This is a genomic window from Sphingomonas aliaeris (genome assembly GCF_016743815.1).
Classification (GTDB): domain Bacteria; phylum Pseudomonadota; class Alphaproteobacteria; order Sphingomonadales; family Sphingomonadaceae; genus Sphingomonas; species Sphingomonas aliaeris.
The window spans coordinates 2,498,921-2,525,652 of the sequence record NZ_CP061035.1 but is presented as its reverse complement, the minus strand read 5'-3'; the positions used below and the strand labels follow the sequence as shown (position 1 = coordinate 2,525,652).

Annotated in this window: 26 protein-coding genes and 1 pseudogene; 17 read left to right on the top strand and 10 right to left on the bottom strand. The window is 65.4% G+C overall.

Going from position 1 to position 26,732, the window contains the following annotated elements; translation table 11 throughout:
* Positions 1–160: 160 nt before the first annotated feature.
* The 10 genes from puuE (at position 161) to guaD (ending at position 9,906) form a co-directional block, all read left to right on the top strand.
* Entirely contained in the window at positions 161–1,045 is an 885-nt protein-coding gene (puuE, locus tag H5J25_RS11915; RefSeq protein ID WP_202091246.1) for an allantoinase PuuE, read from the top strand.
* Positions 1,042–1,422, top strand: a complete 381-nt coding sequence (gene hpxZ, locus H5J25_RS11910; protein ID WP_202091240.1) for an oxalurate catabolism protein HpxZ — start codon at positions 1,042–1,044, stop codon at positions 1,420–1,422. The genes puuE and hpxZ overlap by 4 nt, the downstream gene beginning before the upstream one ends.
* On the top strand, positions 1,419–1,898 hold the full coding sequence (gene uraD, locus H5J25_RS11905; protein WP_202091235.1) for a 2-oxo-4-hydroxy-4-carboxy-5-ureidoimidazoline decarboxylase: 480 nt from the start codon (positions 1,419–1,421) through the stop codon (positions 1,896–1,898). Before hpxZ ends, uraD begins: the two co-directional genes overlap by 4 nt.
* The gene (locus tag H5J25_RS11900; RefSeq protein ID WP_202091233.1) at positions 1,895–3,301 is read left to right on the top strand and encodes an FAD-dependent oxidoreductase; all 1,407 of its coding nucleotides are present in this window, start codon (positions 1,895–1,897) and stop codon (positions 3,299–3,301) included. The genes uraD and H5J25_RS11900 overlap by 4 nt, the downstream gene beginning before the upstream one ends.
* Positions 3,298–3,636, top strand: coding sequence for a hydroxyisourate hydrolase (gene uraH / locus H5J25_RS11895; RefSeq protein WP_202091231.1), 339 nt, complete (start codon positions 3,298–3,300; stop codon positions 3,634–3,636). The genes H5J25_RS11900 and uraH overlap by 4 nt, the downstream gene beginning before the upstream one ends.
* On the top strand, positions 3,626–5,068 hold the full coding sequence (gene xdhA / locus H5J25_RS11890) for a xanthine dehydrogenase small subunit (RefSeq protein ID WP_225883083.1): 1,443 nt from the start codon (positions 3,626–3,628) through the stop codon (positions 5,066–5,068). Before uraH ends, xdhA begins: the two co-directional genes overlap by 11 nt.
* On the top strand, positions 5,061–7,355 hold the full coding sequence (gene xdhB, locus H5J25_RS11885) for a xanthine dehydrogenase molybdopterin binding subunit (RefSeq protein ID WP_202091218.1): 2,295 nt from the start codon (positions 5,061–5,063) through the stop codon (positions 7,353–7,355). The genes xdhA and xdhB overlap by 8 nt, the downstream gene beginning before the upstream one ends.
* Before the next feature lie 99 nt (positions 7,356–7,454).
* Complete coding sequence (locus H5J25_RS20750) at positions 7,455–7,880, top strand: XdhC family protein (RefSeq protein ID WP_263973930.1); 426 nt, start codon at positions 7,455–7,457, stop codon at positions 7,878–7,880.
* On the top strand, positions 7,862–8,248 hold the full coding sequence (locus tag H5J25_RS20745; protein WP_263973929.1) for an XdhC family protein: 387 nt from the start codon (positions 7,862–7,864) through the stop codon (positions 8,246–8,248). Before H5J25_RS20750 ends, H5J25_RS20745 begins: the two co-directional genes overlap by 19 nt.
* 350 nt (positions 8,249–8,598) lie before the next feature.
* Positions 8,599–9,906 carry a guanine deaminase gene (guaD, locus tag H5J25_RS11875; RefSeq protein ID WP_202091216.1) on the top strand — a complete coding sequence of 436 codons (1,308 nt, stop codon included), beginning with the start codon at positions 8,599–8,601 and terminating at the stop codon, positions 9,904–9,906.
* 90 nt (positions 9,907–9,996) lie between these two features.
* Here the strand turns inward: guaD and H5J25_RS11870 are convergent, their stop codons facing one another.
* From H5J25_RS11870 to H5J25_RS11860, 3 genes and pseudogenes are all read right to left on the bottom strand, one after another.
* Positions 9,997–10,674 (bottom strand): prolyl hydroxylase family protein, encoded by a 678-nt coding sequence (locus H5J25_RS11870; RefSeq protein WP_202091214.1) that lies wholly within the window; start codon positions 10,672–10,674, stop codon positions 9,997–9,999.
* Between the two features lie 87 nt (positions 10,675–10,761).
* Positions 10,762–11,694, bottom strand: coding sequence for an RcnB family protein (locus tag H5J25_RS11865; RefSeq protein WP_202091212.1), 933 nt, complete (start codon positions 11,692–11,694; stop codon positions 10,762–10,764).
* A gap of 114 nt (positions 11,695–11,808) precedes the next feature.
* Positions 11,809–12,359, bottom strand: a pseudogene (locus H5J25_RS11860) ((2Fe-2S)-binding protein).
* Between the two features lie 141 nt (positions 12,360–12,500).
* On the opposite strand from H5J25_RS11860, the gene H5J25_RS11855 reads away from it, so the two are divergent.
* Positions 12,501–13,301 (top strand): DODA-type extradiol aromatic ring-opening family dioxygenase, encoded by an 801-nt coding sequence (locus H5J25_RS11855; protein ID WP_202091203.1) that lies wholly within the window; start codon positions 12,501–12,503, stop codon positions 13,299–13,301.
* Between the two features lie 63 nt (positions 13,302–13,364).
* On the opposite strand, the gene H5J25_RS11850 is transcribed toward H5J25_RS11855, so the two are convergent.
* From H5J25_RS11850 to H5J25_RS11825, 6 genes are all read right to left on the bottom strand, one after another.
* A complete protein-coding gene (locus H5J25_RS11850; protein ID WP_225883081.1) occupies positions 13,365–14,075 on the bottom strand; it encodes a PEPxxWA-CTERM sorting domain-containing protein in 711 nt (236 codons plus the stop codon).
* Between the two features lie 184 nt (positions 14,076–14,259).
* Positions 14,260–15,372: a CaiB/BaiF CoA transferase family protein gene (locus H5J25_RS11845; RefSeq protein WP_202091202.1), complete on the bottom strand. Its 1,113-nt coding sequence runs from the start codon at positions 15,370–15,372 to the stop codon at positions 14,260–14,262.
* A gap of 48 nt (positions 15,373–15,420) precedes the next feature.
* A complete protein-coding gene (locus H5J25_RS11840; RefSeq protein WP_202091200.1) occupies positions 15,421–16,527 on the bottom strand; it encodes a CaiB/BaiF CoA transferase family protein in 1,107 nt (368 codons plus the stop codon).
* A complete protein-coding gene (locus H5J25_RS11835; RefSeq protein WP_202091198.1) occupies positions 16,524–17,057 on the bottom strand; it encodes a GNAT family N-acetyltransferase in 534 nt (177 codons plus the stop codon). The genes H5J25_RS11840 and H5J25_RS11835 overlap by 4 nt, the downstream gene beginning before the upstream one ends.
* 2 nt (positions 17,058–17,059) lie before the next feature.
* The gene (locus H5J25_RS11830; protein ID WP_202091196.1) at positions 17,060–18,244 is read right to left on the bottom strand and encodes an acyl-CoA dehydrogenase; all 1,185 of its coding nucleotides are present in this window, start codon (positions 18,242–18,244) and stop codon (positions 17,060–17,062) included.
* Positions 18,245–18,287: 43 nt separating this feature from the next.
* Positions 18,288–19,532, bottom strand: coding sequence for a TetR/AcrR family transcriptional regulator (locus H5J25_RS11825; RefSeq protein ID WP_202091194.1), 1,245 nt, complete (start codon positions 19,530–19,532; stop codon positions 18,288–18,290).
* Between the two features lie 143 nt (positions 19,533–19,675).
* Here H5J25_RS11825 and H5J25_RS11820 point away from each other — a divergent pair, with 143 nt between their 5' ends.
* The 6 genes from H5J25_RS11820 to H5J25_RS21380 all read left to right on the top strand — a co-directional run bounded on the left by H5J25_RS11820 (position 19,676) and on the right by H5J25_RS21380 (position 25,624).
* Positions 19,676–20,953, top strand: coding sequence for an acyl-CoA dehydrogenase family protein (locus H5J25_RS11820; protein WP_202091192.1), 1,278 nt, complete (start codon positions 19,676–19,678; stop codon positions 20,951–20,953).
* A 28-nt stretch (positions 20,954–20,981) separates the two neighbouring features.
* Positions 20,982–22,067, top strand: a complete 1,086-nt coding sequence (locus H5J25_RS11815; RefSeq protein ID WP_202091190.1) for a Zn-dependent alcohol dehydrogenase — start codon at positions 20,982–20,984, stop codon at positions 22,065–22,067.
* Complete coding sequence (locus H5J25_RS11810) at positions 22,067–23,125, top strand: phosphotransferase family protein (RefSeq protein WP_404829533.1); 1,059 nt, start codon at positions 22,067–22,069, stop codon at positions 23,123–23,125. The genes H5J25_RS11815 and H5J25_RS11810 overlap by 1 nt, the downstream gene beginning before the upstream one ends.
* Before the next feature lie 127 nt (positions 23,126–23,252).
* Positions 23,253–24,017 carry an SDR family NAD(P)-dependent oxidoreductase gene (locus tag H5J25_RS11805; RefSeq protein ID WP_202091188.1) on the top strand — a complete coding sequence of 255 codons (765 nt, stop codon included), beginning with the start codon at positions 23,253–23,255 and terminating at the stop codon, positions 24,015–24,017.
* 22 nt (positions 24,018–24,039) lie between these two features.
* Positions 24,040–24,840, top strand: a complete 801-nt coding sequence (locus H5J25_RS11800) for an SDR family NAD(P)-dependent oxidoreductase (RefSeq protein ID WP_202091187.1) — start codon at positions 24,040–24,042, stop codon at positions 24,838–24,840.
* 124 nt (positions 24,841–24,964) lie between these two features.
* A complete protein-coding gene (locus tag H5J25_RS21380) occupies positions 24,965–25,624 on the top strand; it encodes a methyl-accepting chemotaxis protein (protein ID WP_318781298.1) in 660 nt (219 codons plus the stop codon).
* A 132-nt stretch (positions 25,625–25,756) separates the two neighbouring features.
* On the opposite strand, the gene H5J25_RS11790 is transcribed toward H5J25_RS21380, so the two are convergent.
* Positions 25,757–26,638, bottom strand: coding sequence for an acyl-CoA thioesterase (locus H5J25_RS11790; protein ID WP_202096333.1), 882 nt, complete (start codon positions 26,636–26,638; stop codon positions 25,757–25,759).
* Between the last annotated feature and the right edge of the window lie 94 nt (positions 26,639–26,732).

Sequence of the window (26,732 nt, the reverse complement as noted above, 5' to 3'; positions counted from 1 at the left end):
CTTTCCGCGCTGGAAGGGAGGGACCCCTTCTCGCTCCCCTCCCTGAAAGGGAGGGGCTGGGGGTGGGTCGCGTCCGGGCGATGCGTCTGGTCCGGGGGGGCGGCGCGTGTGTCGCCAAGCCTCTACCCACCCCCGACCCCTCCCTTTCAGGGAGGGGAGAATGAACGCTCGCGATCTTGCGGGCTACGGCCAGTCGCCACCGGACGCCGCTTGGCCAGGGGGCGCCCGGATCGCGGTGAACTTCGTCGTCAATTACGAGGAAGGCGCCGAGAACAGCGTCCTGAACGGCGATGCAGGATCCGAGGCGTTCCTGTCCGAAATGATCGGCGCATCGAGCCACAATGCGCGGGCGATGGCGATGGAAAGCCTGTACGAATACGGATCGCGCGCCGGCTTCTGGCGGCTGCACCGGCTGTTCACCGCGCGACGTGTGCCCGTCACGGTGTTCGGCGTAGCGGCGGCGCTGGAGATGAACCCCGAGGCGGTGGCGGCGATGCAGGCCGCGGACTGGGAGATCGCCAGCCACGGCTATCGCTGGATCGACTATCAGACCGTACCCGAAGAGGTCGAGCGCGCGCATATCGCGGAGGCGATCGCGCTGCATACGCGGTTGACGGGCGCGCGGCCGCTCGGCTGGTATCAGGGGCGGACATCGCCGAACACCGCACGGCTGATCGCGGAGGAAGGCGGGTTCCTCTACGATGCCGACAGCTATGCCGATGACCTGCCTTATTACGACCGGCGGCACGGACGCGCGCAATTGATCGTGCCCTATTCGCTGGATGCGAACGACATGAAGATGGTCGCGCTCAATGGTTTTACGGAAGGGGTGCAGTTCTTCCGCTATCTGGTCGATACGTTCGAGCAATTGCGTGAGGAAGGCGGGCGGATGATGTCTGTGGGGCTGCACGGGCGGATCGCCGGGCGGCCCGGACGCGCACTGGCAGTGGCGCAGTTCCTCGATCATGTGCTGGAAAGCGGCGATGCGTGGGTGGCGCGCCGGATCGATATCGCGCGGCACTGGATGCGGGTTCATCCGGCATGAAGGTCGACGATCCCGTGTTGCTGGCCGAGGTGACGGCGGCGTTCCACGAATACGAGCGCGCGCTGATGGCGGACGATATCCCGGCGATGGATGCGCTGTTCCACGATGCGCCGACGACCAACCGCTATGGCGTGGGCGAGGTGCTGTACGGGATCGAGGAAATCCGCGCGTTCCGGAAAGGGCGGGGCGGGTCACCGCAGCGGACCCTCGGACGCGTGGCGATCACCGTGTACGGCGACGTGTTTGCGACTGCCGATGCCGAGTTCCACCGGGCGGGCAGCGCGCGGCGCGGTCGGCAGACGCAGGCTTGGGTGAAGTTCGCGGACGGATGGAAAGTGGTGTCCGCGCATGTCTCGCTGGAGGGGGAGACGTCATGACCGCCGCGACCGATCCGGACGATTTCATTCGCCGCTATGGCGCGCTGTTCGAACACAGCCCGTGGGTGGTGCGACGCGCGGCGGCGCGGTTGCCGTTGGGCGATGCCTATGCCGGGATGATGCAGGTGGTAAACGAGGCGAGCGACGAGGAGCGGCTGTCGCTGATCCGCGCGCATCCCGAACTGGCGGGCAAGGCGGCGGTCGACGGATCGCTGACCGAGGCGTCGGCGGCGGAACAGGCGTCGGCTGGGCTGGACCGGCTGACGCAAGCCGAGTTCGACCGCTTCCATGCATTGAATACGGCATATCGCGCGCGGTTCGACTTCCCCTTCATCATCTGCGTGCGGATGACGGACAAAGCGGGCATCCTCGCGGCGATGGAGGCCCGGCTGGAGAATGATCGTGATACGGAGATCGCCACCGCGATCGCGGAGATCGGCAAGATCGTCCGGCTGCGGATGGATATGGTCGCGTGAGCCTGCACCATCTCGAAGCGCGCGTGACGCACGATCTGGCGATGCTGGATCATGACGCGCCCGATTGGGTGCGTCTGCGGGACGGGGTGATTGACGTCGTTATCGTCGGCGGCGGGCAGAGCGGGCTGGGCGCAGCCTTAGCCTTGCAGCGCGAACGCGTCTCGAACGTGCTGGTGATCGACGAAAATCCTGCCGGATACGAAGGGCCGTGGGATACCTATGCGCGGATGCGGACGCTGCGGACGCCGAAGCAGCTGACCGGGATCGACCTCGGCATCCCGTCGCTGACGTTCCGTGCGTGGTGGGAGGCGCAGCACGGCGCGGACGGCTGGTCGGCGCTTGGCAAGATCGCGCGGCGGGACTGGATGGCCTATCTGCGGTGGTATCGCCGCGTGCTGAAACTGCCGGTGCGGAACGGCGTACGGCTGGACCTGATCACCCCGCTGGCGGACGGGACGTACCGGCTGGACCTTAGCGACGGTTCGTCGTTGATCGCGCGCAAGGTGGTGTTGGCGACGGGCATACAGGGCGGCGGCGGGTGGCACGTGCCGCGCTTCGTCTCGGAGGCGCTGCCCCGCGAGCGCTATGCCCATACGTCGGAAGCGGTCGATTATACCGCGCTGGCGGGCAAGCGGGTCGCGATCCTGGGCGGCGGTGCATCGGCGTTCGACAATGCGGCGGCGGCGCTCGAAAGCGGCGTAGCGGCAGCGCACGTATTTATCCGGCGGGCGGAATTGCCCCGCGTCAACCCGATCCGCTTCATGGAGCGGGCCGGTGTCATGCCACGCTTTCCAGCGCTGGACGATGCGACCAAGTACGAGATCATGGCGAGCTTCTTCGATCGCAACCAGCCGCCGACGAGCGACATGTTCGATCATGCGGCGTCGTTCGCCGGGTTCGCGCTGCACACCGGAAGCGCCTGGACCGACGTCGCCGAGCGGGAAGGGGTGGTGAAGATCACGACGCCGAAGGGTATGTTCGATTACGACTTTCTCGTCCTGTCGACGGGATTGGTGACCGATCCGGCACTGCGGCCCGAACTCGCTCTGGTCGCGGACGGCATCGCGCGGTGGAGCGACCGGTATTCTGCGCCGGTCGGGATCGCCAACGCCGTGATCGACGCGCATCCCTATCTCGGCCCCGACTTCCGTTTTCAGGCGAAACAGGCGGGCGCGGCGGGGGCGTTGCACGGGCTGTTCGCGTTCAATTATTCGGCGCTGATCAGCCACGGACTGTCGGCCTCCGCGCTGTCGGGATTGAAGTTCGCATTGCCGCGACTGGCGCGCGGGGTGGCGGATCAACTGTTCCTCGACGATCGCGATGCGATCCTGTCCGACTATCACGCCTTCGATGAACGCGAATTCGTGTCCGAATGGCCGGCGGTTCAGGGGGTGGCGGCATGACGGGTTTGACGACGCATGTGCTGGACACCGCCAGCGGCCGGCCCGCGGCGGGCGTGGCGGTGCGGCTGTTCCATGCAGGCGAACTGATCGCGTCGGGCACGACCAACCGGGATGGGCGCTGCCCGGAACTGCTCGGCGCGGGCGCGGTGGGGGCCGGGCGCTATGCGCTGGAATTCGGGGTGGCGGACTATTACCGCGCGGCGGGCGTCGTGCTGGCCGACCCGCCGTTCCTAGATGTGGTGCGGATCGACTTCGGCATTGCGGAAACGGGCGGCCATTATCACGTCCCGCTGCTGGTCAGCCCCTATGGCTATTCGACCTACCGTGGCAGCTGAGACCGTGACCAATCCCGGCGGCGGAAACGTCAGCTTTTTGCTGGACGGCGAGATCGTATCGGTCACGGCCGGTGCGACCGACAGCGTGCTCGACCTGCTTCGCTACAAGTTGCGCCGGACGGGGACGAAGGAAGGCTGTGCCGAGGGTGACTGCGGCGCATGCACTGTCCTGCTTGGCGATCCGGACGGCGAGGCGGTAAACTGGCGTGCGGTGAATGCGTGCATCCTGTTCGTGCCGATGCTGGACGGGAAGGCGCTGAAGACGGTCGAGAGCCTGTCGGCCGGCGGTGACCTGCACCCGGTGCAGCGCGAGATGATCGATCGGCACGGCTCGCAATGCGGGTTCTGCACGCCGGGCTTCGTCATGTCGCTCTACGGACGGAGCGTCGGAGCCGCCGGGACGACGGGCGAGCCGGTGGCCGATGTCATCGCCGGCAATCTGTGCCGCTGCACGGGGTACGGCCCGATCCTGGAGGCAGGCGAGGCGGTGCCGGCGGGGCCGGGCGACGATGCCGGAATCGTTGCCGGTCTCCGCACGATCGCGCGGTCGAACGCCGGCCCCGGCTGGTTCGCCCCGGAGACGTCGGACGAACTGGCGGAACTGATGCTGGCGAATCCCGGTGCGCGGATCGTCGCCGGCGCGACCGATGTCGGGCTGTGGGTGACGAAGCAGCACCGTGATCTGGGCGCGGTGATCTTTATCGGCGACATCGCCGACCTGCGGACGATTGAGGAGACGCCGGACGGGCTGAGGATAGGCGCGGGGGTGCGCTATAACGAGACGCGCGCGGCGCTGGCGAGGCTGGACCCGCAGTTGGGCGAACTGGTGCGGCGGATCGGCGGCGTACAGGTGCGCAATTCGGGAACGATCGGCGGCAACATCGCCAACGGATCGCCGATCGGGGACATGCCGCCCGCGCTCATCGCGCTCGGCGCTGTGTTGACGCTGCGGCGCGGGGACGAGCGGCGATCGATGGCGCTGGAGGATTTCTTCCTATCCTACGGCAAGCAGGACCGGGCGGCGGATGAGTTCGTCGAAAGCGTGTTCGTGCCGCGCCCCGCGACCGGCACGATCGTGCGCGTGACCAAGCTGACCAAGAGGTTCGACAGCGATATCTCCGCCGTCTGCGGCGCGTTCGCGATCTCGATCGACCGGGGTGTGGTATCGGCGGCGCGCGTCGCGTTCGGCGGCATGGCGGGCATTCCGGCACGGGCTGCGCGTTGCGAGGCGGCTTTGTTCGGACAGGAATGGAGCGGGGCGACGGTGGAGCACGCGGCGCTGGCGCTGGCAGAGGATTTCCGTCCGCTGGACGATGCGCGTGGTTCCGCCGCATACCGATCGCTGGCGGCGGGCAACCTGTTGCGGCGGCTCTGGGCCGAGCAGTCCGGAGAGAAGGTCAGCGTGCTGGATCTGGTATCCGACCATGACTGAGCGCAGCGTCGGGGCCTCGCGGCGGCACGACAGCGCGGAGGCGCATGTCGCGGGGCGGGCCGTCTATATCGACGATATCGCCGAGCCGCCCGGGTTGCTCCACCTCGCCTTCGGGCTGGCGGCGGACGGGCATGCGCGCTTGCTCGGGATCGATCTGGACGCGGTGCGTGCGGTGCCGGGGGTGGTCGGCGTCTATACGGCGGCGGATATTCCGGGCGTCAACGACGTCAGCCCGGTGAAGGGCGACGACCGCCTGTTTGCGGATGGCGAGATACTCTATCCCGGCCAGCCCTTGTTCGTCGTCGCGGCGACCAGCGTGGAGATCGCCCGGCGTGCTGCGCGCAAGGCGGTGGTGGACGTGGAGCCGCTGCCGGCGCTGACAACGATCGCACAGGCGAAGGCGGCGGGTTCGGTGATCGAGGAGGCGCAGCGTATGGCACGCGGCGATGCCGCTGCCGCGCTGGACGCCGCCCCGCACCGCATTTCCGGCACGCTTGAGATGGGCGGGCAGGAGCATTTCTACCTGGAGGGGCAAGTCGCGCTGGCCGTGCCCGGAGAGGACGGGCAAGTGCACGTCCTGTCCTCCACCCAGCATCCGAGCGAAATCCAGCATCTGATCGCGAAGGTCCTGGGGTGCTCGCATGCCGATGTGACGGTCGAGGTGCGGCGGATGGGCGGTGCGTTCGGCGGGAAGGAGACACAGGCGGCGGCGTTCGCGGTGGCGGCGGCTCTGGTCGCGGCGAAGACCGGGCGTCCGGCGAAGATCCGCGCCGATCGCGACGACGACATGGCAATGACCGGCAAGCGGCACGAATTCTCCGCCGGGTACGATGTCGGTTTCACGCCGGACGGCCGGATTGCGGGAATACGGATCGAACTGGCGTCACGCTGCGGCGCGACGTGGGACCTGTCTTCGGCGATCAACGACCGCGCCATGTTCCATGCGGACAATTGCTATTGGCTGCCCGCGGTTGAGATCGTCAGCCACCGGTTGAAAACGCACACGGTATCGAACACCGCGTTTCGCGGGTTCGGCGGGCCACAGGGCATGTTGGCGATCGAACGCGTGATGGACGCGATCGCGGTGCATCTGGGCCTTGATCCGCTGTCGGTGCGGCAGGTGAACCTGTACGCGCCCGGCCGCGACGTGACGCCCTATCACATGACGGTGACCGATAATGTCGCGCCGGAGATCATCGCCGAACTGGCCGAGCAGGCAGAGTATGCGCGGCGGCAGGCGGCGGTCGCCGAGTTCAACGCGCGGAATACGGTGCTGAAGAAAGGGCTGGCGCTGACGCCGGTAAAGTTCGGCATCAGTTTCACCACGACGCATCTCAATCAGGCAGGCGCGCTAGTGCTCGTCTATGCCGATGGGTCGATCCAGATCAATCATGGCGGCACCGAGATGGGGCAGGGTCTGATGATCAAGGTGGCGCAGGTGGTCGCCGATGTCTTCGCGGTGCCGGTCGATCGTGTCCGCGTCACCTCCACGCGCACGGACAAGGTGCCCAATACGTCGGCCACGGCGGCGTCGTCGGGCGCGGACCTGAACGGCATGGCGGCATTCCGCGCGGCGGACACGGTGCGTGCGCGGCTGGCGGACTTCCTGGGCGACCGGTTCGGTTGTCAGGCGGGGGACGTGCGATTCACGGCGGACGGCGTCGTGGCGGGGGACGAACTTGTCCCGTTCGAGACCGTGTGCCGGATGGCGCATCTGGCGCGCGTATCGTTGTCGTCCACCGGCTTCTATGCGACGCCGCACATCCATTATGATCGCGCGACGCATTCGGGACGGCCGTTCCTGTACTTCGCGTATGGCGCGGCGCTGTCCGAGGTGGTGATCGATACGCTGACCGGCGAACATCGCGTGCTAGCGGTCGATATCCTCCACGATGTCGGCCGGTCGCTGAACCCGGCGATCGATCTCGGGCAGATCGAGGGCGCGTTCGTTCAGGGTATGGGCTGGCTGACGACGGAGGAGCTGGTCTATGACGATCGCGGGCGGCTGCTGACACACGCGCCCTCGACCTACAAGATTCCGACCGCGGGCGACCGGCCGGCGCGGATGGATATCCGTTTGTGGGCGGCAGGGCTTAACGTCGAGGCGACGATCCACCGGTCCAAGGCGGTCGGCGAACCGCCGTTCATGCTGGCCATCTCGGTCTTTTCCGCGCTGACCGCGGCGGTCGCGGCGACGGCTCCGGGGAAGGGCCTTCCCGCGCTGGACGCGCCCGCCACGCCGGAGCGGATCCTGATGGCGGTCGGCGAGCTTCGCGCGCGTGGCTGACTGGGGCGATCTCGTGCGGCGGGCGTTCGGTGCCGAGCCGGTCGCCCTTGTCACGATATTGGCGACGGAGGGTCCGCTCCGCGCGGGGCGGGAACGCGGATGGCGGTGACCGCGGATGCGCTGGGCGGGACGATCGGCGGCGGCGCGCTGGAGCACCGTGTGATCGATCAGGCGCGAGCGATCCTGTCGCATCCGGCCGGTGCGTGGCGCGTGCAGGATTATCCGCTGGGGCCGCTGCTGGGGCAATGCTGTGGCGGGCGGGTGCGCGTGCTGGTGGAGCGGTTGGCGACGGCGGACTGGATCGTCGTGGCCGAGGCGGGCGGCGATATCGTCGGCGAACTGGCGGCGGGCGAGGTGCGGCGAGTGGCTGGCGCGGATGGTGTGACGCCGGCGGCGCGGGGGCGTTGCCGGAGATTGGGTGTCGCTATGCCGAGCCGGTCGAGCGGTCGGGAACACCATTGTTGCTGTTCGGGGCGGGGCATGTCGGGCGAGCGATTGCGGGGATTATGCCCGGCCTGCCGCTGACGCTCGCGTGGTTCGACAGTCGCGCGGCGGAGGCGTCGCATCCGGGCGTGATGCTGGCTGACGAGGCGGGGTTGGTCGCGTGCGCCGCGTCGGCGGGGCCGGATGATGCGGTGGTGATCGTCACGCACGATCATGCGCTGGATTATCACCTGACGGCCGCGGCGTTACGGTCGCCGGCGCGGTTCGTCGGGTTGATCGGTTCGGCGACGAAGCGCGCGCGGTTTCTGACAAGGCTGGCGGCGGACGGGGTGGATGCGTCGCGGCTGGCCTGCCCGATCGGGCTGCCCGGGGTCGTCGGGAAGGAGCCGGGGGTGATCGCGGTGGCGGCTCTGGCGCAAATCTTGTCGTTGCGGCGGGCGGCGGCTTGAGGAGTGAGTTCGCGCGGAGACGCGGAGACGCGGAGGTGGCTCGCTTGCGGTGCGGGCAGGCCCTTCTCCCCTCCCTGGAAGGGAGGGGCACCTTCTTACTCCCCTCCCTGAAAGGGAGGGGCCGGGGGTGGGTCGATGCTCGCGACACCGTGAATGCATGGCGGGCGGCATCGGTACGCCCGGACGCGACCCACCCCCAACCCCTCCCTTTCAGGGAGGGGGAGCGAACAGTACCGACGCTATCCTGCCTACGAAGCCACGTTGATCCGCGACCGGACGGCCTCAGGCAATTCACCTCCGCGTTCCCCGCGTCTCCGCGCGAACAAACCTGCTCAAGCGAGTGCGGCTGAATGACGATCAAAGCCTATCGCGCCGAACTCCTCAGCGTACCGGAAGACCCGTTACAGGGCGGCACGGTCCGGCATCATGCCGACGGTCTGCTGTTGGTCGAAAACGGGCTGGTGATAGCGTTCGGCGATCACCCCGATCTGGCGCCCCGCTTCACCGACGTGCCGGTCGAGCGTATCGACGGCCTGATCGTACCGGGGTTCGTGGATTGCCACGTTCATTACCCGCAGACCGACCGGATCGCGGCGCATGGCGAACAGTTGCTGGAATGGCTGGAGCGGCACATCTTCCCCGCCGAAGCCGCGTTTGCGGACCGCGCGCATGCGGACGGCGTGGCGGCGTTCTTCCTCGACGAACTGCTCCGCAACGGCACGACCAGCGCGCTCGTCTTCGCGACGGTGCATGCCGGATCGGTCGATGCGCTGTTCGAAGCCGCGCTGAAGCGCAACATGCGGATCGTGTCGGGCAAGGTGCTGATGGACCGCGGGCCGGAGACCTTGCGAGACGACGTGGCGGACGGCCGGGCGGATAGCGAGGCGCTCATCGCGCGGTGGCGGGGGCGCGGGCGGTTGGGTTATGCGGTGACGCCGCGCTTTGCCTTGACGTCGTCCGATGCGCAGCTCGCCAGCGCGGGCGATCTGGTCGCGGCGCATCCCGACGTGCTGATGCACACGCATCTGGCGGAGAACGCTGGCGAATGCGCGGCAGTGGCCGAGCGGTTTCCGGACGCGCGGGACTATCTCGACGTCTATGATCGCTTCGGTCTGGTCGGGCCGCGATCGGTGTTCGCGCACTGCATCCATATGGACGATCCGGCGATGGCGCGGATGGCGGAGGCCGGGGCGGGCATCGCATTCTGCCCGACGAGCAACTTCTTCCTCGGCTCCGGCCTGTTCGATCTTGCGCGGGCGGGGGCGTGTGGCGTCAAGACGGGAATCGGCACCGATATCGGCGCGGGCACCAGCTTCTCGATCCTGTCGACGCTGGGGGAGGCGTACAAGGTCTGCCAGTTGCGCGGTACGAGCCTCGATCCGTTCCGCGCGTTGTATCTGGCGACCGCGGGCGGCGCGAAGGTGCTGGGGCTAAGCGACCGGATCGGCGGATTGCAGCCGGGGCAGGAGGCGGACTTCATCGTGCTGGACGGGAAAGCCACGCCGTTGCTCGCACGCCGGATGGCAGGCGCATCCCTGCACGACCGGTTGTTCGGGCTGCAGGTGCTGGGTGACGACCGGGCCATCGCGCGAACCTATGTCGCGGGTGAACTTGCCTGGTCGCGGGACGCCCCGATCCCGATTCTCCGCTTTTCCTGAGCATGTCGATGGGCGGGCACCGCGGACAGGTGCTTCGACAAGCTCAGCACGAACGGGAGGGGGTTGGTCGTACGGGGGTCACCTTAATCCTCACCCCCGCAGCCAGCTTGCCTCGCGGAACCACTTGGTGACGATGTACTTCGTGCCTTTCACGACCGGCATGCCTTCGTGCAGGGTCGCGACGTTGGGGCTGCCATCGGGGTTCATGTTGTTCCACGCGAGCAACAGCCCGCGCTTGGGCGCCACGCGCATGCCCGCCTGCGGAAACCAGGTCGCGCCGCCTTCGGGCACGTCGTTGAGGTAGATCATCGCGGTCCAGGTACGCTGTCCGCCGGCCTCTACCACTTTGTCGTAATAGCTTTCGCCGACATGGAAATAATCGTGATGCGCGCGGAAATGCTGGCCCGGCGCATAGCGTTGACCCTGCATCGTCTCCCCCGTGCTGGGATCGACGCCGAGCAGTTCGGCGATCTTCTCGTCCGTGGGGCGGACGTCGGGGGACCAGCGATCCATGTCGCAGCTTTCGCTGGTGCGGAACTGGGCATCCGCATTGGTGCTGAGCAATGTCGAGGGACGCCGGTTCGCGTCGATCATGCGGATCAGTGCCTGGCACTGCCCCGCGTCGAGGAAATCGGGATGCTGATAGATTTGCGCGACGTCGATCTTCGCGCGCTTGATCGCGGGGTTCGCCTCCAGCCGGCGTGATACGGTGTCGCCGATCTGGCGGCGGACGGGCGATGCTGCCCCGGCTTTTCGAACGGCGGTCATGACGCCGCGCAATGTGCCGCCGACGCCGCAAAGGCAAGGCCCGCCGGATATGATCCGACGGGCCCGACCCTGACGAAACCCCGTATATTACCAGAAAATATCGTACACCGTATCGACGACCTGGCCCGAATAGATATCGACCAGCAGCGCATCGTTATAATAGCGCACCCAGCGATAGGGGCCGTAAGCCTCCGGCAGGCCGTAATAATATGAATCCTCGATCCAGTAATTATTACCGAACAACGACGCGGTCAGCGTGAAGCCGATGTTCAGGCGGCGATAGCCGTCATTCCATCCGCGTGGTGCGTAATAGCGCGGCAGGTGGAAGGCGTTGCGGTTATACTGGCGACGGCTGTTCCAGTCGTAACGACCGTCCCGGCGCCAATCGCGGTTCCACGCGCCGCGATTGTTGTTGCGACCGCGATCGGCGAAGCGATTGTCGTTGCGTCCAGTGTTGCCCCGCCAGTCATTGCCGCGACCGTCATCACCGCGCCAGTCGTTGCGCCGGCCGTCGTTCCGCCGGTCCGCCGTGACGGACTGGCCATTGCCGCCGCGATCGCCGCGCCATTGGCCATTGCCGCCGCGACCATCCGGTCGGCCATCGCGGTTGCGATCGTTGCCGAGCTGCGGCTGCGGCTGCTGCGGAGGCGCAATTTGCTGAACGAAGGGCGGCTGGCGGTTCTGGCCGAAGTCGGTCTGACGACGGTCGCCGCGATCGTCCGGGCGGGCCCCACGGTTCCATCCGCCACCGCCATCCGGCCGGTTGCCACGATCTCGCGCCTGTTCCGCACGGGGCTGTTCGGCACGGGGCTGTTCGATGCGCGGCTGCTCGGCACGGGGCTGCTCGAAACGGGGTTGCTCCGCACGCGGCTGTTGCGCTCGTTCGGCACGGCGTTCCGCCCGCGCCTCGACCCGCGCCTGGCGATCGTCGCCGACGGCGCGCTCCATGCGCTGGGCGCTGGCGGCGGCAGGGATCAGGGCCGTTGCGGCCAACAGGGCCACCAAAAGAGGAGTACGCATCCACAATTCCTTCGACACGCCGGCGCTAAGATTGCCCGGTCGATAGACGGGGTGTGCATCATTGGCGATGAGCCGAGTCTGAACTGCGCTGTCAGCGATCAGAAAGGAATCCTTCTAACGGACCCGGCCTCGTCCCGGCGTAAGCGCGGGCACCTGACGCGCGGCGTCGGCGGGATCGATACCGGGGGCGCACCGGCCGCGATCGTTTCGTCGCCGCGCTGTACCCGCGCTGCCGCAAGCACCGCCTCCACGATCCGCGGATAGGTGCCGCAACGACACAGGTTCGTGATCCCGTCGCGTATATCGTCTTCCGAAGGATTGCGGTTCTTCTTCAGCAGGACGGATGCGGCCATGATCATACCGGGCACGCAGAACCCGCATTGCGGAACGTTGTGCGCGATCCAGGCGAGTTGCACCGGATGGTCACGCTCGCGCGAAAGCCCCTCGATCGTCGTGACGAAGCTGCCCTCGATCGCGCCGATCGCCGTCTGGCACGACAGGACGGCCTGCCCGTCGATATCGACCGTGCACGCGCCGCATTGCCCGTTGCCGCAGCCATATTTGGTACCCGTCAGGTTGGACGCATCGCGAAGTGCCCATAACAACGGGGTATTCGGATCCATGCGATACTGGACCGGCTGGTTGTTGACGGTGAAACGGGTCATCCCGAACAGCTTAGGCGAGGCGGGATGGATCGGGAAAGCGCTTTCGCCCGGACGGTCTGCCGCGCTGCTATTCGCCGCGCGAAACGACCCGTTTCCGTTGGGGTTATTGCCGACTGGGACGCTCGGCCTGATATCCCGGTCATGAAACTTCCCACGATGTTCATCCCGCATGGCGGTGGGCCCTGCTTCTTCATGGATCCGGCCGGTGGACCGCCGGCCCCGATGTGGCAGCCGATGCAAGCCTATCTGGCGGGGCTGATCGCGTCGCTGCCCGAACGACCGCGCGCGATCCTGATGATCTCGGGGCATTGGGAAACGCCGGACGTGACGCTGCATCTCGGCGACGGCCAACCGCTGACGTACGATTATGGAGGCTTCCCGCGGCACACGTATCGCTTGCAATGGCCGTCGCACGGTGATCCCGCGGTGGCGCGACGGGCGGCGGCGCTGCTGGAGGCGGCGGGGTTCGCCACCGTGGAGGACGCTTCGCGCGGATGGGACCACGGCGTGTTCATTCCGATGATGGTGGCGGTGCCCGATGCCGACATTCCGCTGGTGCAGATGTCGTTGCGCGCGGACCTCGATCCCGCGGCCCATATCGCGATGGGGCGTGCGCTGGCGCCGCTGCGCGACGAAGGCGTGCTGATCGTCGGATCGGGAATGAGCTTCCACAATCTTCGCCAGCGCGGCGACCACGTCACCGCGATGGCCGACGAATGGGATGCGGCGTTGACGGACGCGGTGACCGATCCCGACCCCGCCCGCCGCGCCGAGCGCGTGGCGTCATGGGATCGCTTGCCGCACGCCCGCTTCGCCCATCCCGAGGCGGAGCATCTGTTGCCGCTGATGGTCGCATTGGGAGCGGGCGCGGACGATGCCGCGATGCGCGATTACCGCGACGAGGTGATGGGCTGGGTGGTCAGCGGCTATCGGTTCGGCTGACCTGCCACGCAGCAAAAGGCCGCCACCCTTTCGGACGGCGGCTGATGCTGTCGTCGGTCGCGATCAGGCGAAGCGAACGCTGGTCTTGACCTTGCGCCTGCGGGCGGCCGCACCGATCATGCCGAAACCCAGGATCATCATCCCCCAGGTGGCCGGCTCGGGAACGGCCGGTGCTGCGCTGGTGGTGAAGTTGAGGCTCCAGCCGTTCGCGATCGATCCCGTGTCGGCAGGAACGGTATCGATCGCAATCAGCGTCCAAAGGCCGTTGACGTCGCCAGACAGAAAATCGGAGAACGATGTCGCATTACCGGCGCTGGTGAAGGAAAAGTCCAGGTAGTTGGACGGCAGATAGGTTCCAGAAACGAGCTCCGTGTTGCCGACGAAGGATCGGGGTGCCGGAAAGGCTGCGAAGTCGCTGAACGACAGGGTCACGTTGCTGATATCCGCGCGGCCGCCGACACCGCTGAAGAACACGAAGCCAAGATCCTGCGAGGCATTGTAAACGCCGAAAACGAGATCGTCCGGATAGGTGTGGGTCAAACCGTTCAACGACAGCGTAAGGCCGGTCACGTTGCCTGTCACACCGGTGACGTTGATGTCGCTGGTAGTCTCAGCGTCATCAATAATGTCGATCGTACCAGGATTGGTGAAATTCTGTGCAGTGGCTGGTGCCGCGGCGACGGCCGTCAAGACGGCGGCGGCGCACAGTGCACTTGTGTAAGCATTGGTCATTCGCATCGATTCAACCCCAGTGAGCACCTTACCATTGGGCACAAAGCATTAACCATGCCAAGCCCGTATTACCGCGACTTCCTTCACGCTGAAGGACAAAGGTGTAAGCGAGAGCGACGGTTCTCTTGCAGGATAGTCCTGTAATTGGCTGATCTTCAACGACTTTATCACGTACTTTTCCCAATCTCTCGCGAACCGTATGACAAGACCGGCATTTGCATTGGAATCAACCCAGCCGGGCGATCTCCTCCGGCGTAAAGCCCAGTTCCGAAAGAACGGCGCCGTTATCGCGTGGTGTCGTCGCCGGCACGACGGTGGGGCTGGCTGAATAGCGTGGTGCTGGCGCGGGTTGAGTCACTCCGGCGACCTCGACGAACGCCTTGCGCGCGACGTTGTGCGGATCGGCAACCGCTTCGTCGAAGCCCAGGACGGGCGCGAAACAGACTTCGTGTCCGGCAAATGCATCGCACCATTCGTCGCGGGTTTTCGTCCGGAATTGCTCCGTGAGCCGCGCCTTTAGGGTCGGCCAACCGCGCGGATCGAATTGCGCCGACCATTCGTCTCCGTCGAGCTGCATCACGCGGCGAAGGGCGGCGTAGAATTGTGGTTCGATCGCGCCGATCGAGACCCATTTGCTGTCCGCTGTCTCATACGTGTCGTAGAAGTGCGCACCGCCGTCCAGCAGGTTGGTGCCGCGCCGGTCGCTCCACCGTCCCGCGCCGCGAAAGCCCCAGATCATGCTCATCAGCACTGCCGACCCCTCGGTCATCGCGCAATCGACGACCTGTCCTTCGCCGGTGCGCTGCGCATGCAGGATCGCCGCGAGCATGCCGAACGCCAGCATCATCCCGCCGCCGCCGAAATCGCCGACCATGTTGATCGGGAATTGCGGCTTCCCGCCGGCCGCCCCGTAAGCGTGGAGCGCGCCCGACTGCGCGATATAGTTGATGTCGTGCCCCGGCTGCGGCGCCATAGGACCGGTCTGTCCCCATCCGGTCATGCGGCCGTAGACGAGCTTCGGATTGGCGGCGAGCAGGACGTCCGGCCCGAGCCCGAGCCGTTCCATCACGCCGGGCCGGAAACCCTCGATCAGCCCGTCCGCGGTCTCCACAATGCGCTTCACCGCGGCGATGGCGTCCGGGTTCTTCAGGTCCAGCGCAATCGTCCGACGGCTGCGCAACAGCGGATCGGCGGCGATGGCCGTGACCGTCGAGTCAGCGGGACGTTCGATCCGGATCACTTCCGCACCGTGATCCGCCAGCATCATGCCGCAGAAAGGGCCGGGGCCGATCCCGGCAATCTCGACGATGCGGATGCCGTGCAGGGGCGGGGTGGTCATGACGTCTCTCTCCCGTTCTATGTCGTGGCTTTGTGCCCGGCGGCCGGATCAGGGCCGCGGCGGGCTGGCCTTGTCGGATACCATGCGTACGCCGTCGATCACGATCGGGGAAGCGACGCCGGGAATGCCCGCATTGTCGATCGCAAGCCCGCGCGCGACGACCTGCGCATCGGCAAACACTTCGTCGACTCGGTTGATCGGGCCGGCGGGCACGCCCGCTTCCTCCAGCGCCCAGGCAAGATCCGCCTTGCGCCACGTCGCGATCGCGGTGGACAGGATCGGGATCATCTCGGCGCGGTTCTCGACGCGCGCCGGGTTGGTGGCGAAGCGCGCATCGTCCGCTAACGGCAGGTCGAGCACGGTACACAGTTTGCGGAACTGCCCGTCATTCCCGACCGCGATGATCAGGTCGCCATCCGACGCCGCGAACCCCTGATAGGGCGCGAGGTTGGCGTGGCCGTTCCCCATCCGGTGCGGCACCTTGCCCGATGCCATCCAGTTGAGCGCCTGGTTGGCGAGCACCGCGACCTGCGTGTCGAGCAACGCCATGTCGATATGCGCGCCAATCCCGTCCCGGTCGCGCGTGCGCAACGCGGCGAGGATCGCGACCGCGGAATAGACGCCGGTGAAGATATCGGCATAGGCAATGCCCGACTTCTGCGGCGCGCCGTCCGGCTCGCCAGTCAGCGACATGATCCCGCCCATCCCCTGGATGATGAAATCGTATCCCGCCCGGTGCGCATAGGGGCCGGTCTGCCCGAACCCGGTGATGGAACAGGTGATCAGCCGCGAGTTGATCGCGGACAGGCTGGCATGGTCGAGACCGTATTTGACCAGCCCGCCGACCTTGTAATTCTCGATCACGACATCCGCATCCGCCACCAGCGCGCGGATCTCGGACTGGCCCTCCGGCGTGGCAATGTCGATCGCACGGTTGGTCTTGCCGCGGTTGGTGGAGTGGTAATAGGCCGCGTCGAGGTTCTCGCCGTCCGGCCCGTGCATGAACGGCGGGCCCCAGTGCCGCGTATCGTCGCCCGCACCGGGACGCTCGATCTTGATCACATCCGCCCCGAGATCGGCGAGCAACTGCCCGCACCACGGCCCGGCAAGAATGCGTGCCAGCTCGACGACGCGGATCCCGGCGAGCGGCTTCATGCGCGCGCAATCTCCGCGTCACGGCCGATGTCGTAGATGACATGGACGACGGGCCCGTCGGCGAGGACGGCGGTGGATGTCCGATCGCTCAACACGCCGCCGATCTTTTCCATCGCTCGCCGTGACCTGATATTCGTTTCGCCGACATGGAACGTGGCGACATCGAACCATTGCAGGATGTGGCGGATCATCAGCGCTTTCATCTCGCGATTGGTGCCTGCGCCCCAATGATCACGGGCGAGAAACGTCCAGCCGATCTCGCATGCTTGCGGGTTGTCGGGATCGATGCGGTACCGGCTCGCGCCGATGACCCGCCCGGTCGCGCGGTGCCGGATCGTCAAGCCGCCGCCGCTCGCCAGCGCATCGTCGAAATAGCGGCGGAACACGGGTTCCTGCCAGCGATCGTGCGCCGGATGTATCGCCCAAATTCCCGGATCCGAGGCGACGGCGAACAACGCCGTCCAATCCCCGGATACGGTTGGGCGCAACTCGACCGTCTCGCCGATCAGTGTCGGTTGCAGGTCCGGCATGCTCAGAACGCAGCGATCCCGGTGATCGCGCGACCCAGGATAAGAGCGTGGACGTCGTGCGCGCCTTCATAGGTGTTCACGGTTTCAAGGTTCATCATGTGGCGCATGATCTGATATTCGCCGCTGATGCCGTTGCCGCCATGCATGTCGCGCGACATCCGGGCGATATCCAGCGCCTTGCCGACATTGTTGCGCTTCACGATCGAGATCATCTCGGGCGCGAACCGGCCCTCGTCCATCAGCCGACCGACGCGCAGGCTTGCCTGCAGACCGAGCGCGATCTCGGTCTGCATGTCGGCCAGCTTCTTCTGGTACAGCTGGTTCGCGGCGAGCGACTTGCCGAACTGCTTGCGGTCTAGCCCATATTGCCGGGCCGCGTGCATGCAGAATTCCGCCGCGCCCAGACTGCCCCAGGAAATGCCGTAACGCGCGCGATTAAGACAGCCGAACGGACCCTTCAGGCCCTGCACGTCGGGCAGCAGCGCATCGTCGCCGACCTCGACCTCGTCCATCATGATCATGCCGGTGATCGAGGCGCGCAACGACAGCTTGCCCTCGATCTTCGGCGTCGCAAGACCCTTCATGCCCTTTTCGAGGATGAAGCCGCGAATGCCGCCGCCATGCTCGTCGCTCTTTGCCCACACGACGAAGACGTCGGCAATCGGCGCATTGCTGATCCACGTCTTGGCGCCGGAAATGACATATCCGTTCGCGGTCTTCTTCGCGCGCGTCGTCATCCCGCCCGGATCCGATCCGGCATCCGGCTCGGTCAGCCCGAAACACCCGATATATTCGCCCGATGCGAGCTTCGGCAGATACTTCATCTTCTGCGCTTCGGAACCGTAAGCGTAGATCGGGTACATCACGAGGCTGGATTGCACGCTCATCATCGAGCGATACCCGGAATCGATCCGCTCCACCTCGCGCGCGACCAGGCCGTAGGCGACATAGCTGGCGCCGACCCCGCCATATTGTTCGGGCACCGTCGGGCCGAGCAGGCCGAGTTCCCCCATCTCGCGGAAGATCGACACGTCGGTGACCTCGTTCGCGAAGGCGTCGATGATGCGCGGCGCAAGCTTTTCCTGCGCATAGGCGCGCGCCGTATCGCGGATCATGCGTTCGTCGTCGTCCAGCTGGTCGTCCAGCAGGAAGGGATCAGCCCAGTCGAATTGGCCCATGCCGCTCATGATATTCTCCGGTATTTCAACGTGGCCGTTGCCAGCCGCAAGATCAAAGGTCCAGCACCCGGTCGTCGAACAGGCCGAATGCGAGCGTCGAGGCGTAGAAGGCGACGGCCCGATCGCGCGGCATGGTGCTGGCCCATTTTCGCATGTCGAACGCGGCATTCTGAAGCGCCATCAACGCCTGTGCGGCTACCAACGCATCGACTGGCCGGATCGACCCCTCCGCAATTCCGTCGCTCATCGTGCCGGCATAGCGGCGCGCGATGCGGTTCGATCGATCGATCATCGTATTGCGCACGCCGCCGGGCAGGCCGGACAAAGCGGTGGTGCGCAGCAACGGGCCGCGTTCGGAAAACTGGACGTCGAGCAATGTCGCGATGATGCTGGACAGGCGATGCCACTGGCTGCCGCCACGTTCGTCCGCCAGATGCTGGGCGTCGGCGATCGTGTCGAAACTGCGTTTATAGCAGGCGATGACCAGATCGTCCTTGGCATCCAGATGGTGGTAGAAGCTGCCCTTCGTCACGTTCAGTTCGGATGCGATCCGCTGCACCGATGCGCCGCGATAGCCGAGCTGGTTGATCAGGCGCGTGGCGGCGAGCAGGAACGCGGCGCGCCCCGGCTCAGACGTGCCGTGGTCGAGATCGATCAGGTCGGGGGCCCAATTCTCGCCCGGCGCGGCGATGCCGTGTTCGAACACCTCCATCAGCCGCGCCTCGATCCGGTCGAACTGATCGGGTTCGTACCGCGTCAGCCAGATCGGCAACCAAAACGTATTTTCCAGCAGCACGTGCGCGCGCGCGCCGCGCAGGTCGGTTTCGGCGCGGGTGCGGGCGGGGCCCCACAGCGTCCGCGTCTTGCGGAACACGTCGCGCCACCCGGCCATCAACTGGCTGAGCGCAGGCTCCTCCATCGCGCGCAGATCGGACAGGACGGCGAAGGCGGTGGCCTCGCCCTTCTGGATCGCGCCAAGCCGCTGCATGTTGATCGACAGATATTTCGCGACGCGCGCCTGCGGCGTGGCTTCCTTCAGCGCCTCGTCCAGCATCGCCTGCAGCCGTTCGAGCGTATTTTCGAAACAGGCGGTCGCAAGATCTTCCTTGCGCTTGAAGTAATAGGTCACGCTGGTCGTGTTCAGCCCGACGCGGCGCGCGACATCTGCGAAGGTCATGCCTTTCGCACTCTGTTCGTTGATCGCTTGTGCGGCGGCCGCCAGGATGGCGTCGCGCTTCGCGCGAAACCGCTTCGTGCCGCCTTCCTCGTCGATCAAATTCGCTTTGTTCGGCTCCATCGGACACAATCTAACAAGTTCCTTTAGAAGAAACAGTCTTTTCTCTGCGGCCACGCGAAGCCGCAAAATATGTCCTGCCAACGCTTTACCGAAAACGCGGTACGGTCTAACCAGCCTCAAAACCGGGCTGACGGAGAGAGAAGATGGACTTCACGCTGAGCGAGAGAGAATCGTACTTCCGGGATCGCGTTCGCGATTTCATCGATCAGAATATCCGTCCCCGCCAGCACGAATATGAAGAGCAGTCGCACACCGGCGAACGCTGGAAAGTGATCCAGGTGATCGAGGACATGAAGCTCAAGGCAAAGGAGGCTGGGCTGTGGAATTTCTTCATGCCGCCGCATTCCGGCCAGACGCATGTTGACGACACGTTCGAGTTCGAAGGCACGCAGCTCACCAATCTCGAATACGCCTTGTGCGCCGAGGAAATGGGCCGCGTCGGCTGGGCGTCGGAAGTGTTCAATTGCTCGGCGCCGGACACGGGCAATATGGAAGTGTTCCATCGCTACGGCACGCGCGAGCAGAAGGAGCGCTGGCTCCGTCCGCTGATGAACGGTGAGATCCGCTCCGCCTTCCTGATGACCGAGCCCGCGGTGGCGTCGTCGGATGCGACCAATATCGAGACGCGGATGGTGCGCGATGGCGACCATTACGTGATCAACGGCACGAAATGGTGGTCGTCGGGCGTGGGCGATCCGCGCTGCGCGATCGCCATCGTGATGGGCAAGACGAACACGGAAGGCTCGCGCCACAGTCAGCAGAGCCAGATCCTCGTCCCGATGGATACGCCGGGCGTGACGATCAAGCGCATGCTGTCGGTCTATGGCTATGATCATGCGCCGCACGGGCATGGCGAAGTCGTGCTGGAGAACGTCCGCGTTCCGGTCGAGAACGTGTTGCTCGGCGAAGGACGCGGGTTCGAAATCGCTCAGGGGCGTCTCGGGCCGGGCCGTATCCATCACTGCATGCGCACGATCGGCACCGCGGAGGAAGCGATCGAGGCGATGGCCAAGCGCCTCCTGACCCGCGTCGTCTTCGGCAAGCGCATCGCCGACCATTCGGTATGGGAGGAGCGGATCGCCCGCGCCCGCATCGATATCGAGATGACGCGTCTTCTCTGCCTGAAGGCTGCCGACATGATGGATCGTGCCGGCAACAAGAGCGCGCAGCAGGAAATCGCGATGATCAAGGTGCAGGCGCCGAGCATGGCGTTGAAGATCATCGACGATGCGATCCAGGCGCATGGCGGCGGCGGCGTATCGGGCGACTTCCGCCTGGCGCACGACTGGGCGGCGATGCGCACGCTGCGCTTCGCGGACGGCCCGGACGAGGTCCACAACCGTGCGATCGCCCGCAACGAGTTCGGTAAATATGCCGAGCTGCCGGCGGCGGTCGCGGCCAAGGATGCGGTCCGCCGGTAAGTGAAGCAGGCGGGGAGAGGGAAGAACAGTGAAAGCAGCGGTCCTTTACGAAGCGAAGACCGATCTCGTGATCGAGGATATCGCGGTGTCCGATCCCGGCCCGCGCGAGGTGCTCATCCGCACCGTCGCGTGCGGCGTATGCCGGTCGGACTTGCACTTCATCGACGGGGCCTTCCCGCACCCGGTGCCGACAGTGCCGGGGCACGAGGCGGCGGGGATCGTCGAGGCGGTCGGATCCGATGTCGCGCACCTGAAAGTTGGCGATCACGTCATCACCTTCTTCACTGTCTTTTGCGGTTCCTGCGAAATGTGCATCACCGGCCGCCCCAGCCTGTGTGTCGATCCCTCCACCCGCCGTGCAAAGGATGCGCCACCGCGGCTTAGCCTGAAGGACGGAACGCCACTGGCGCCGTTCCTCAACCTGTCGGCCTATGCCGAGATGATGCTGGTGCATGAAAATGCCTGCGTCGCTATCTCGAAAGAGATGCCGCTGGACCGGGCGGCGTTGCTTGGCTGCGCGGTGATCACAGGGGCCGGCGCGATCTTTAACGACAGCCGGTTGCGCCCCGGCGAAACCGTCGCGGTGATTGGCTGCGGCGGCATCGGGCTTGCGGCGATCAATGCGGCGAAGATTGCCGGCGCGGGTGCGATCATCGCGATCGACCCGGTGGCGGACAAGCTTGATCTCGCGAAGAAGCTTGGCGCGACGCACGGGCTGGACGCGTCGGACCCCGATCTGACCAAGAAAGTCATCGCGATGACCGAAGGCGGGGTGAATTACGCGATCGAGGCGGTCGGTCGGCCCAACACCGCCGAACTCGCCTGGAACATCCTCCGTCGCGGCGGCACGGCGACGATCCTCGGCATGATCGCGCCGGGGGGATCGGTGAGCATCGCCGGTCCAACCTTCCTGACGGGCAAGAAGCTCCAAGGCTCGCTGCTCGGCTCGACGCGTTTCCCGATCGACATGCCACGTCTGGTCGAGATGTATCTCGATGGTCGGCTGGACCTGGATACGATGGTCGCTGAGCGTATCAGGCTGGATGACGTCAATGCGGCGATGGCCAAACTGCGTACCGGCGATACGGTTCGCTCGGTGATCGAGTTCGCGTGATGACGATCGATTCCTCCCCGCAGACGATCGCCGTGCCCGAGAAGGACCGGCTCGACGAGGCGAAGCTGACCGCCTGGATGGAGGCGAATGTCGAGGGGTTCGAAGGGCCGCTGACCTATTCGAAATTCGCCGGCGGGCAGTCCAACCCGACCTTCAAGATCGACGCGCCGTCCGGTCAGTATGTCCTGCGCCGCAAGCCGTTCGGCCCGTTATTGCCGTCCGCGCATGCCGTGGATCGCGAGTATCGCGTCATTGCCGGCCTGTATCCGACCGGCTTCCCGGTCGCCAAGCCGTACGGCCTGTGTACCGATCAGGATATCGTCGGCACCGATTTCTACGTCATGGGGTTCGCCGATGGTCGCAACCTGTGGGACGGGACGCTGCCGGATTATACGCCGGATCAGCGGACCGGTGTCTACAATGCGATGTGCGATACACTGGCCGAGCTGCACAATACCGATCATGTCGCGGCGGGGCTCGGCGATTACGGGCGTCCGGGTAATTATTTCGAGCGGCAGGTCGCGCGCTGGACGAAGCAATATCGTGCGTCCGAGACGGAGCATATGGAATCGGTCGAGAAGCTGATCGACTATCTCGGCCGCACGGTGCCGGAACAGACGCGGACGTCCGTCGTCCACGGCGATTTTCGTATCGACAACATGATCTTCCACAAGACCGAGCCACGCGTGATCGCGTTGCTTGACTGGGAATTGTCGACGTTGGGCGATCCGCTGGCCGATTTTTCCTATTTCCTCATGAGCTGGGTGACCGAGCCGGAGGGCCGTTCGGGCGTCAGGGGCGAGACGGGGCCGGAGACGGGTATCCCGACGATCGAGGATATGGTTGTACGCTATTGCGCGGCGACCGGGCGGGACGGGGTCCCGGACCTCAACTGGTATTTCTCGTACAATCTGTTCCGCCTGACGGGCATCGTTCAGGGCATCAAGAAACGCATCGTCGAGGGTACGGCATCCAGCGCGCAGGCCGAAAAATCGGCGGAGGGCGTGTACCGGCTCGCCAATTCGGCATGGGATTTCGCGATGAAGGCCGGGGCTTAACTAAAGCCCTCTCCCCCTGGGGGAGAGGGTTGGGAGAGGGGCAGTCCATCACCAATAGATATAGGGCCGGCGAGGAGAGACTGCCCCTCTCCCCGGCCCTCTCCCCCGAAGGGGAGAGGGAGTTAACATGTCGCTATTCGATCTGACCGGCCAGGTGGCCATCATCACCGGATCCACCAAGGGGATCGGCAAGGCGAGCGCCTTCGAGATGGCGGAGCATGGCGCGAAAGTCGTGATCAGCAGTCGCAAGCAGGATGCGTGCGACGCGGTCGCGGCGGAAATCAACACGAAATTCGGCGAAGGGACCGCGATCGCGGTGGCGGCAAACATCTCCGACAAGGCCGGCCTGCAACATCTGGTCGACGAAACGCGCGCGGCGTTCGGCAAGATCGACGTCTTGGTCTGCAACGCCGCGTCCAACCCCTATTACGGCCCGCAATCGGGGATCAGCGACGAGCAGTTCCGCAAGATTCTCGACAACAATATCGTTAGCAATCATTGGCTGATCGCGATGGTCGCGCCCGAAATGCGCGAGCGGAAGAATGGATCGATCGTCATCGTATCCTCGATCGGCGGCTTGCGCGGGTCGACGATGATCGGCGCCTATTGCATCTCCAAAGCCGCCGACATGCAGTTGGCGCGCAACCTGGCGCACGAATTCGGCCCCGACAATGTCCGCATCAACTGCATCGCCCCCGGCCTGATCCGCACCGATTTCGCCAAGGCGCTATGGGAGGATCCGGAGCGGATCAAGGCGTCGAACGAAACCGTGCCGCTGCGCCGCATCGGCGTGGCGGAGGAAATAGCCGGCGCGGTGGTGTTCCTTGCCAGCCCGGCGAGCGCGTTCATGACCGGCCAGTCGATCGTGATCGACGGCGGCGTGACGATCTGAATTCGGCGAACGGAGAGAGATAATGGCGCGTTTCACGGACAAGTCGATCATCGTCACGGGCGCTGGATCGGGGATCGGGCGCGCTGCATCGCTGCTGTTCGCGGCCGAAGGCGGGCGCGTGCTGTGCGCCGACATATCTGACGCCGCCGAAGAAACCGCGGCGATGATTACCGATGCCGGCGGCACGGCGCGGCACATCAAGATCGACGCCGGCAAGGAGGAAGACGTGATCCGCGCCGTCGCGCTCGCCTGCGAAGCGCATGGCGGGCTGGACGTGATGTTCGCCAATGCCGGAATTTCGGGCGGGATGGCCAACATCTTCGATACCGACGTCGCACTGATCACCGAGGTGCTGCGCGTCAATTTGATCGGACCGTATCTGGCGATCAAGCATGCCGCGCCGAAGATCGCGGAGCGTGGCGGCGGAGCAATCGTATTGACCGCGAGCGTGGCGGGAATTCGGTCGGGCGCCGGGTCACCGGCCTATTCGGCGTCCAAGGCCGGTGTGATCAATCTCGCGATGGTATCGGCGCAGCAGCTTGCCGGATCGAACGTGCGCGTCAATGCGATCTGCCCCGGCCTGACCGAGACGGGCATGACGAAGCCGACCTTCGATTATGCGCGGGATGCAGGCAAGATGGACAAGGTCGGGCGGCTCAACCCGCTACGCCGCGGCGCGCAGCCTGAGGAACTGGCCAACGTTGCCGCCTTCCTGGCATCCGACGAGGCCAGCTATGTCAACGGGCAGGCGATCGCGGTCGATGGCGGATTGTCGTCGAGCCATCCGGTCACGCGTCAGGAATATGGCAAGACGGCAGTGTAACCCCGCAGCTTGGGTGGCACGAGACGGGACCGGACTTGATATACATCTAGGGCCGAATCGGCTGCGTTTTTAGTTGGTTAACCGTTTTCATCTATTCGAATCCCTGGGTTTGGGATTTTCGATGGTGAACGACAGCTTCCGTGATGGTCCGTTGTGGAGCGCGATCGACCAATCGCAAATGATCATCGAATTCCAGCCCGATGGCGTCATCGTCTCGGCGAACCGCAAATTCCTCAATGCGATGGGGTATCACCTTCACGACGTCGTCGGGCGGCATCACTGCATATTCTGCGATCCGGCCTATGCCGCATCGGCCGATTATGCCGCATTCTGGCGCAAGCTGGCGCGTGGCGAACATGATGCCGGGGAATATGTCCGGATGGGCCGGGGCGGTCGCATCGTGCGCCTGCAAGCGACCTACACGCCCATTCTCGATGGCGCGGGCAACGTGGTGCGCGTCGTGAAGTTCGCCAGCGACGTGGGCGACCGCGTCAAGCTGGCGGATGAGGTCGCGAAGCGGCTTAAGGAAAGCCAGCGCTATCAGGCAGAAGCCGATACGCGACGAGTGGTGATGGAAGCCCTCGTCTCGCAGTTGGCGGACGTGGTCGAATCGATTGCAGGTATAGCGGTTCAGACGAACCTGTTGGCGCTGAACGCGACGATCGAGGCTGCGCGGGCGGGCGATGCCGGCCGGGGCTTCGCGGTGGTCGCGAGCGAGGTGAAGAAGCTGGCGTCCGACACGCAGCTTGCCACGGCCAAGGCACGGCGGATGATTGCGGGGTAGGGGCGATGCCCGACTGGACGGAATCAGGACCTTTCAATCCCTACCGTTCGCGCTGAGCCTGTCGAAGCACCCGTCTCAAGTCCACGCCCCCACGACAAGCTCGGCACGAGCGGGTGGGAGGATTCTCGCGCCTCATTCGCGCAGGCGCATCAATCCTTCCTGCGCGACGCTGGCGACGAGCCGACCGTCGCGGCTGAAGATCTTGCCGCGGTTGAAACTGCGGGCATGGCCAGCCCAGGGGCTGTCGCAGGTATAGAGCAGCCAGTCGTCGGCACGGAAATCCTCATGCAGCCAAAGCGAGTGATCCAGGCTGGCGCTTTGCAACTTGTGCGTCATCCAGTTGACGCCGTGCGGCAGCGTGCCTGTGCCGAGCAGCGCCATGTCGGACGCATAGGCCAGGACTGCGCGATGCATCGCCGGATCGTCGCCGATCGGGGCGGAAATCCGGAACCAGCTATCCTGCCGTGGCTCGCTCTTTTCCGGATTGATGAAACTGCGCGGCGCGACTGGGCGGATCTCGATCGGCCGGGGCCGCGTGAAATGTGCACGGAAGCGTTCGGGAATCGAGTCGACCATCCCGGCGCGGACATCGACATCGGATTTCAGATCCTCCGGCGGGGGCACGTCCGGCATCGCATCCTGATGGCGCAGGCCATCCTCGGGCACCTGTAGCGAACAGGCCATGTTGAGGATCGGAAGACCTTTCTGCGTCGCGATCACGCGGCGGGTCGCGAAACTCTTGCCGTCGAAGTCGCGGACGACGCGGAACAGGATGGGATAGTCGTCATTGCCCGGCCGCATGAAATAGGCGTGAAGCGAATGCGCGACCTTCGGAGCGTCCGTCGATTGTTGTGCCGCCTGCAGCGCCTGCGCGATCACCTGGCCGCCGAACACGCGCCCGTGACCTTGGCCGTTGGCGATGCGCCGGCCGCGATACAGATCGGTGTCGATCTCCTCCACGGTCAGCAGGTCGCAAAGATCGGCCGCGAGAGCTTCGGGAGATGGGTTGGTCATGTCGATCATAGTGCTCCCTTAACCCAATCGTGCCGAGCTTGTCGAAGCATGTGCCACAAGCGGCAGCGCGTGTGATACGCCCTTCGACAGGCTC

Coding starts and splice junctions, on each gene's coding strand:
- H5J25_RS11805 (WP_202091188.1), top strand. CDS start 23,253: ATGTCGCTATTCGATCTGACCGGCCAGGTGGCCATCATCACCGGATCC.
- H5J25_RS11845 (WP_202091202.1), bottom strand. CDS start 15,372: ATGACCACCCCGCCCCTGCACGGCATCCGCATCGTCGAGATTGCCGGG.
- H5J25_RS20750 (WP_263973930.1), top strand. CDS start 7,455: ATGGCGGTGACCGCGGATGCGCTGGGCGGGACGATCGGCGGCGGCGCG.
- xdhB (WP_202091218.1), top strand. CDS start 5,061: ATGACTGAGCGCAGCGTCGGGGCCTCGCGGCGGCACGACAGCGCGGAG.
- H5J25_RS11825 (WP_202091194.1), bottom strand. CDS start 19,532: ATGGAGCCGAACAAAGCGAATTTGATCGACGAGGAAGGCGGCACGAAG.
- puuE (WP_202091246.1), top strand. CDS start 161: ATGAACGCTCGCGATCTTGCGGGCTACGGCCAGTCGCCACCGGACGCC.
- uraH (WP_202091231.1), top strand. CDS start 3,298: ATGACGGGTTTGACGACGCATGTGCTGGACACCGCCAGCGGCCGGCCC.
- H5J25_RS11840 (WP_202091200.1), bottom strand. CDS start 16,527: ATGAAGCCGCTCGCCGGGATCCGCGTCGTCGAGCTGGCACGCATTCTT.
- H5J25_RS20745 (WP_263973929.1), top strand. CDS start 7,862: ATGCCCGGCCTGCCGCTGACGCTCGCGTGGTTCGACAGTCGCGCGGCG.
- hpxZ (WP_202091240.1), top strand. CDS start 1,042: ATGAAGGTCGACGATCCCGTGTTGCTGGCCGAGGTGACGGCGGCGTTC.
- uraD (WP_202091235.1), top strand. CDS start 1,419: ATGACCGCCGCGACCGATCCGGACGATTTCATTCGCCGCTATGGCGCG.
- H5J25_RS11870 (WP_202091214.1), bottom strand. CDS start 10,674: ATGACCGCCGTTCGAAAAGCCGGGGCAGCATCGCCCGTCCGCCGCCAG.
- H5J25_RS11790 (WP_202096333.1), bottom strand. CDS start 26,638: ATGACCAACCCATCTCCCGAAGCTCTCGCGGCCGATCTTTGCGACCTG.
- H5J25_RS11865 (WP_202091212.1), bottom strand. CDS start 11,694: ATGCGTACTCCTCTTTTGGTGGCCCTGTTGGCCGCAACGGCCCTGATC.
- H5J25_RS11855 (WP_202091203.1), top strand. CDS start 12,501: ATGAAACTTCCCACGATGTTCATCCCGCATGGCGGTGGGCCCTGCTTC.
- H5J25_RS11810 (WP_404829533.1), top strand. CDS start 22,067: ATGACGATCGATTCCTCCCCGCAGACGATCGCCGTGCCCGAGAAGGAC.
- H5J25_RS11800 (WP_202091187.1), top strand. CDS start 24,040: ATGGCGCGTTTCACGGACAAGTCGATCATCGTCACGGGCGCTGGATCG.
- H5J25_RS11830 (WP_202091196.1), bottom strand. CDS start 18,244: ATGAGCGGCATGGGCCAATTCGACTGGGCTGATCCCTTCCTGCTGGAC.
- H5J25_RS11820 (WP_202091192.1), top strand. CDS start 19,676: ATGGACTTCACGCTGAGCGAGAGAGAATCGTACTTCCGGGATCGCGTT.
- H5J25_RS11835 (WP_202091198.1), bottom strand. CDS start 17,057: ATGCCGGACCTGCAACCGACACTGATCGGCGAGACGGTCGAGTTGCGC.
- guaD (WP_202091216.1), top strand. CDS start 8,599: ATGACGATCAAAGCCTATCGCGCCGAACTCCTCAGCGTACCGGAAGAC.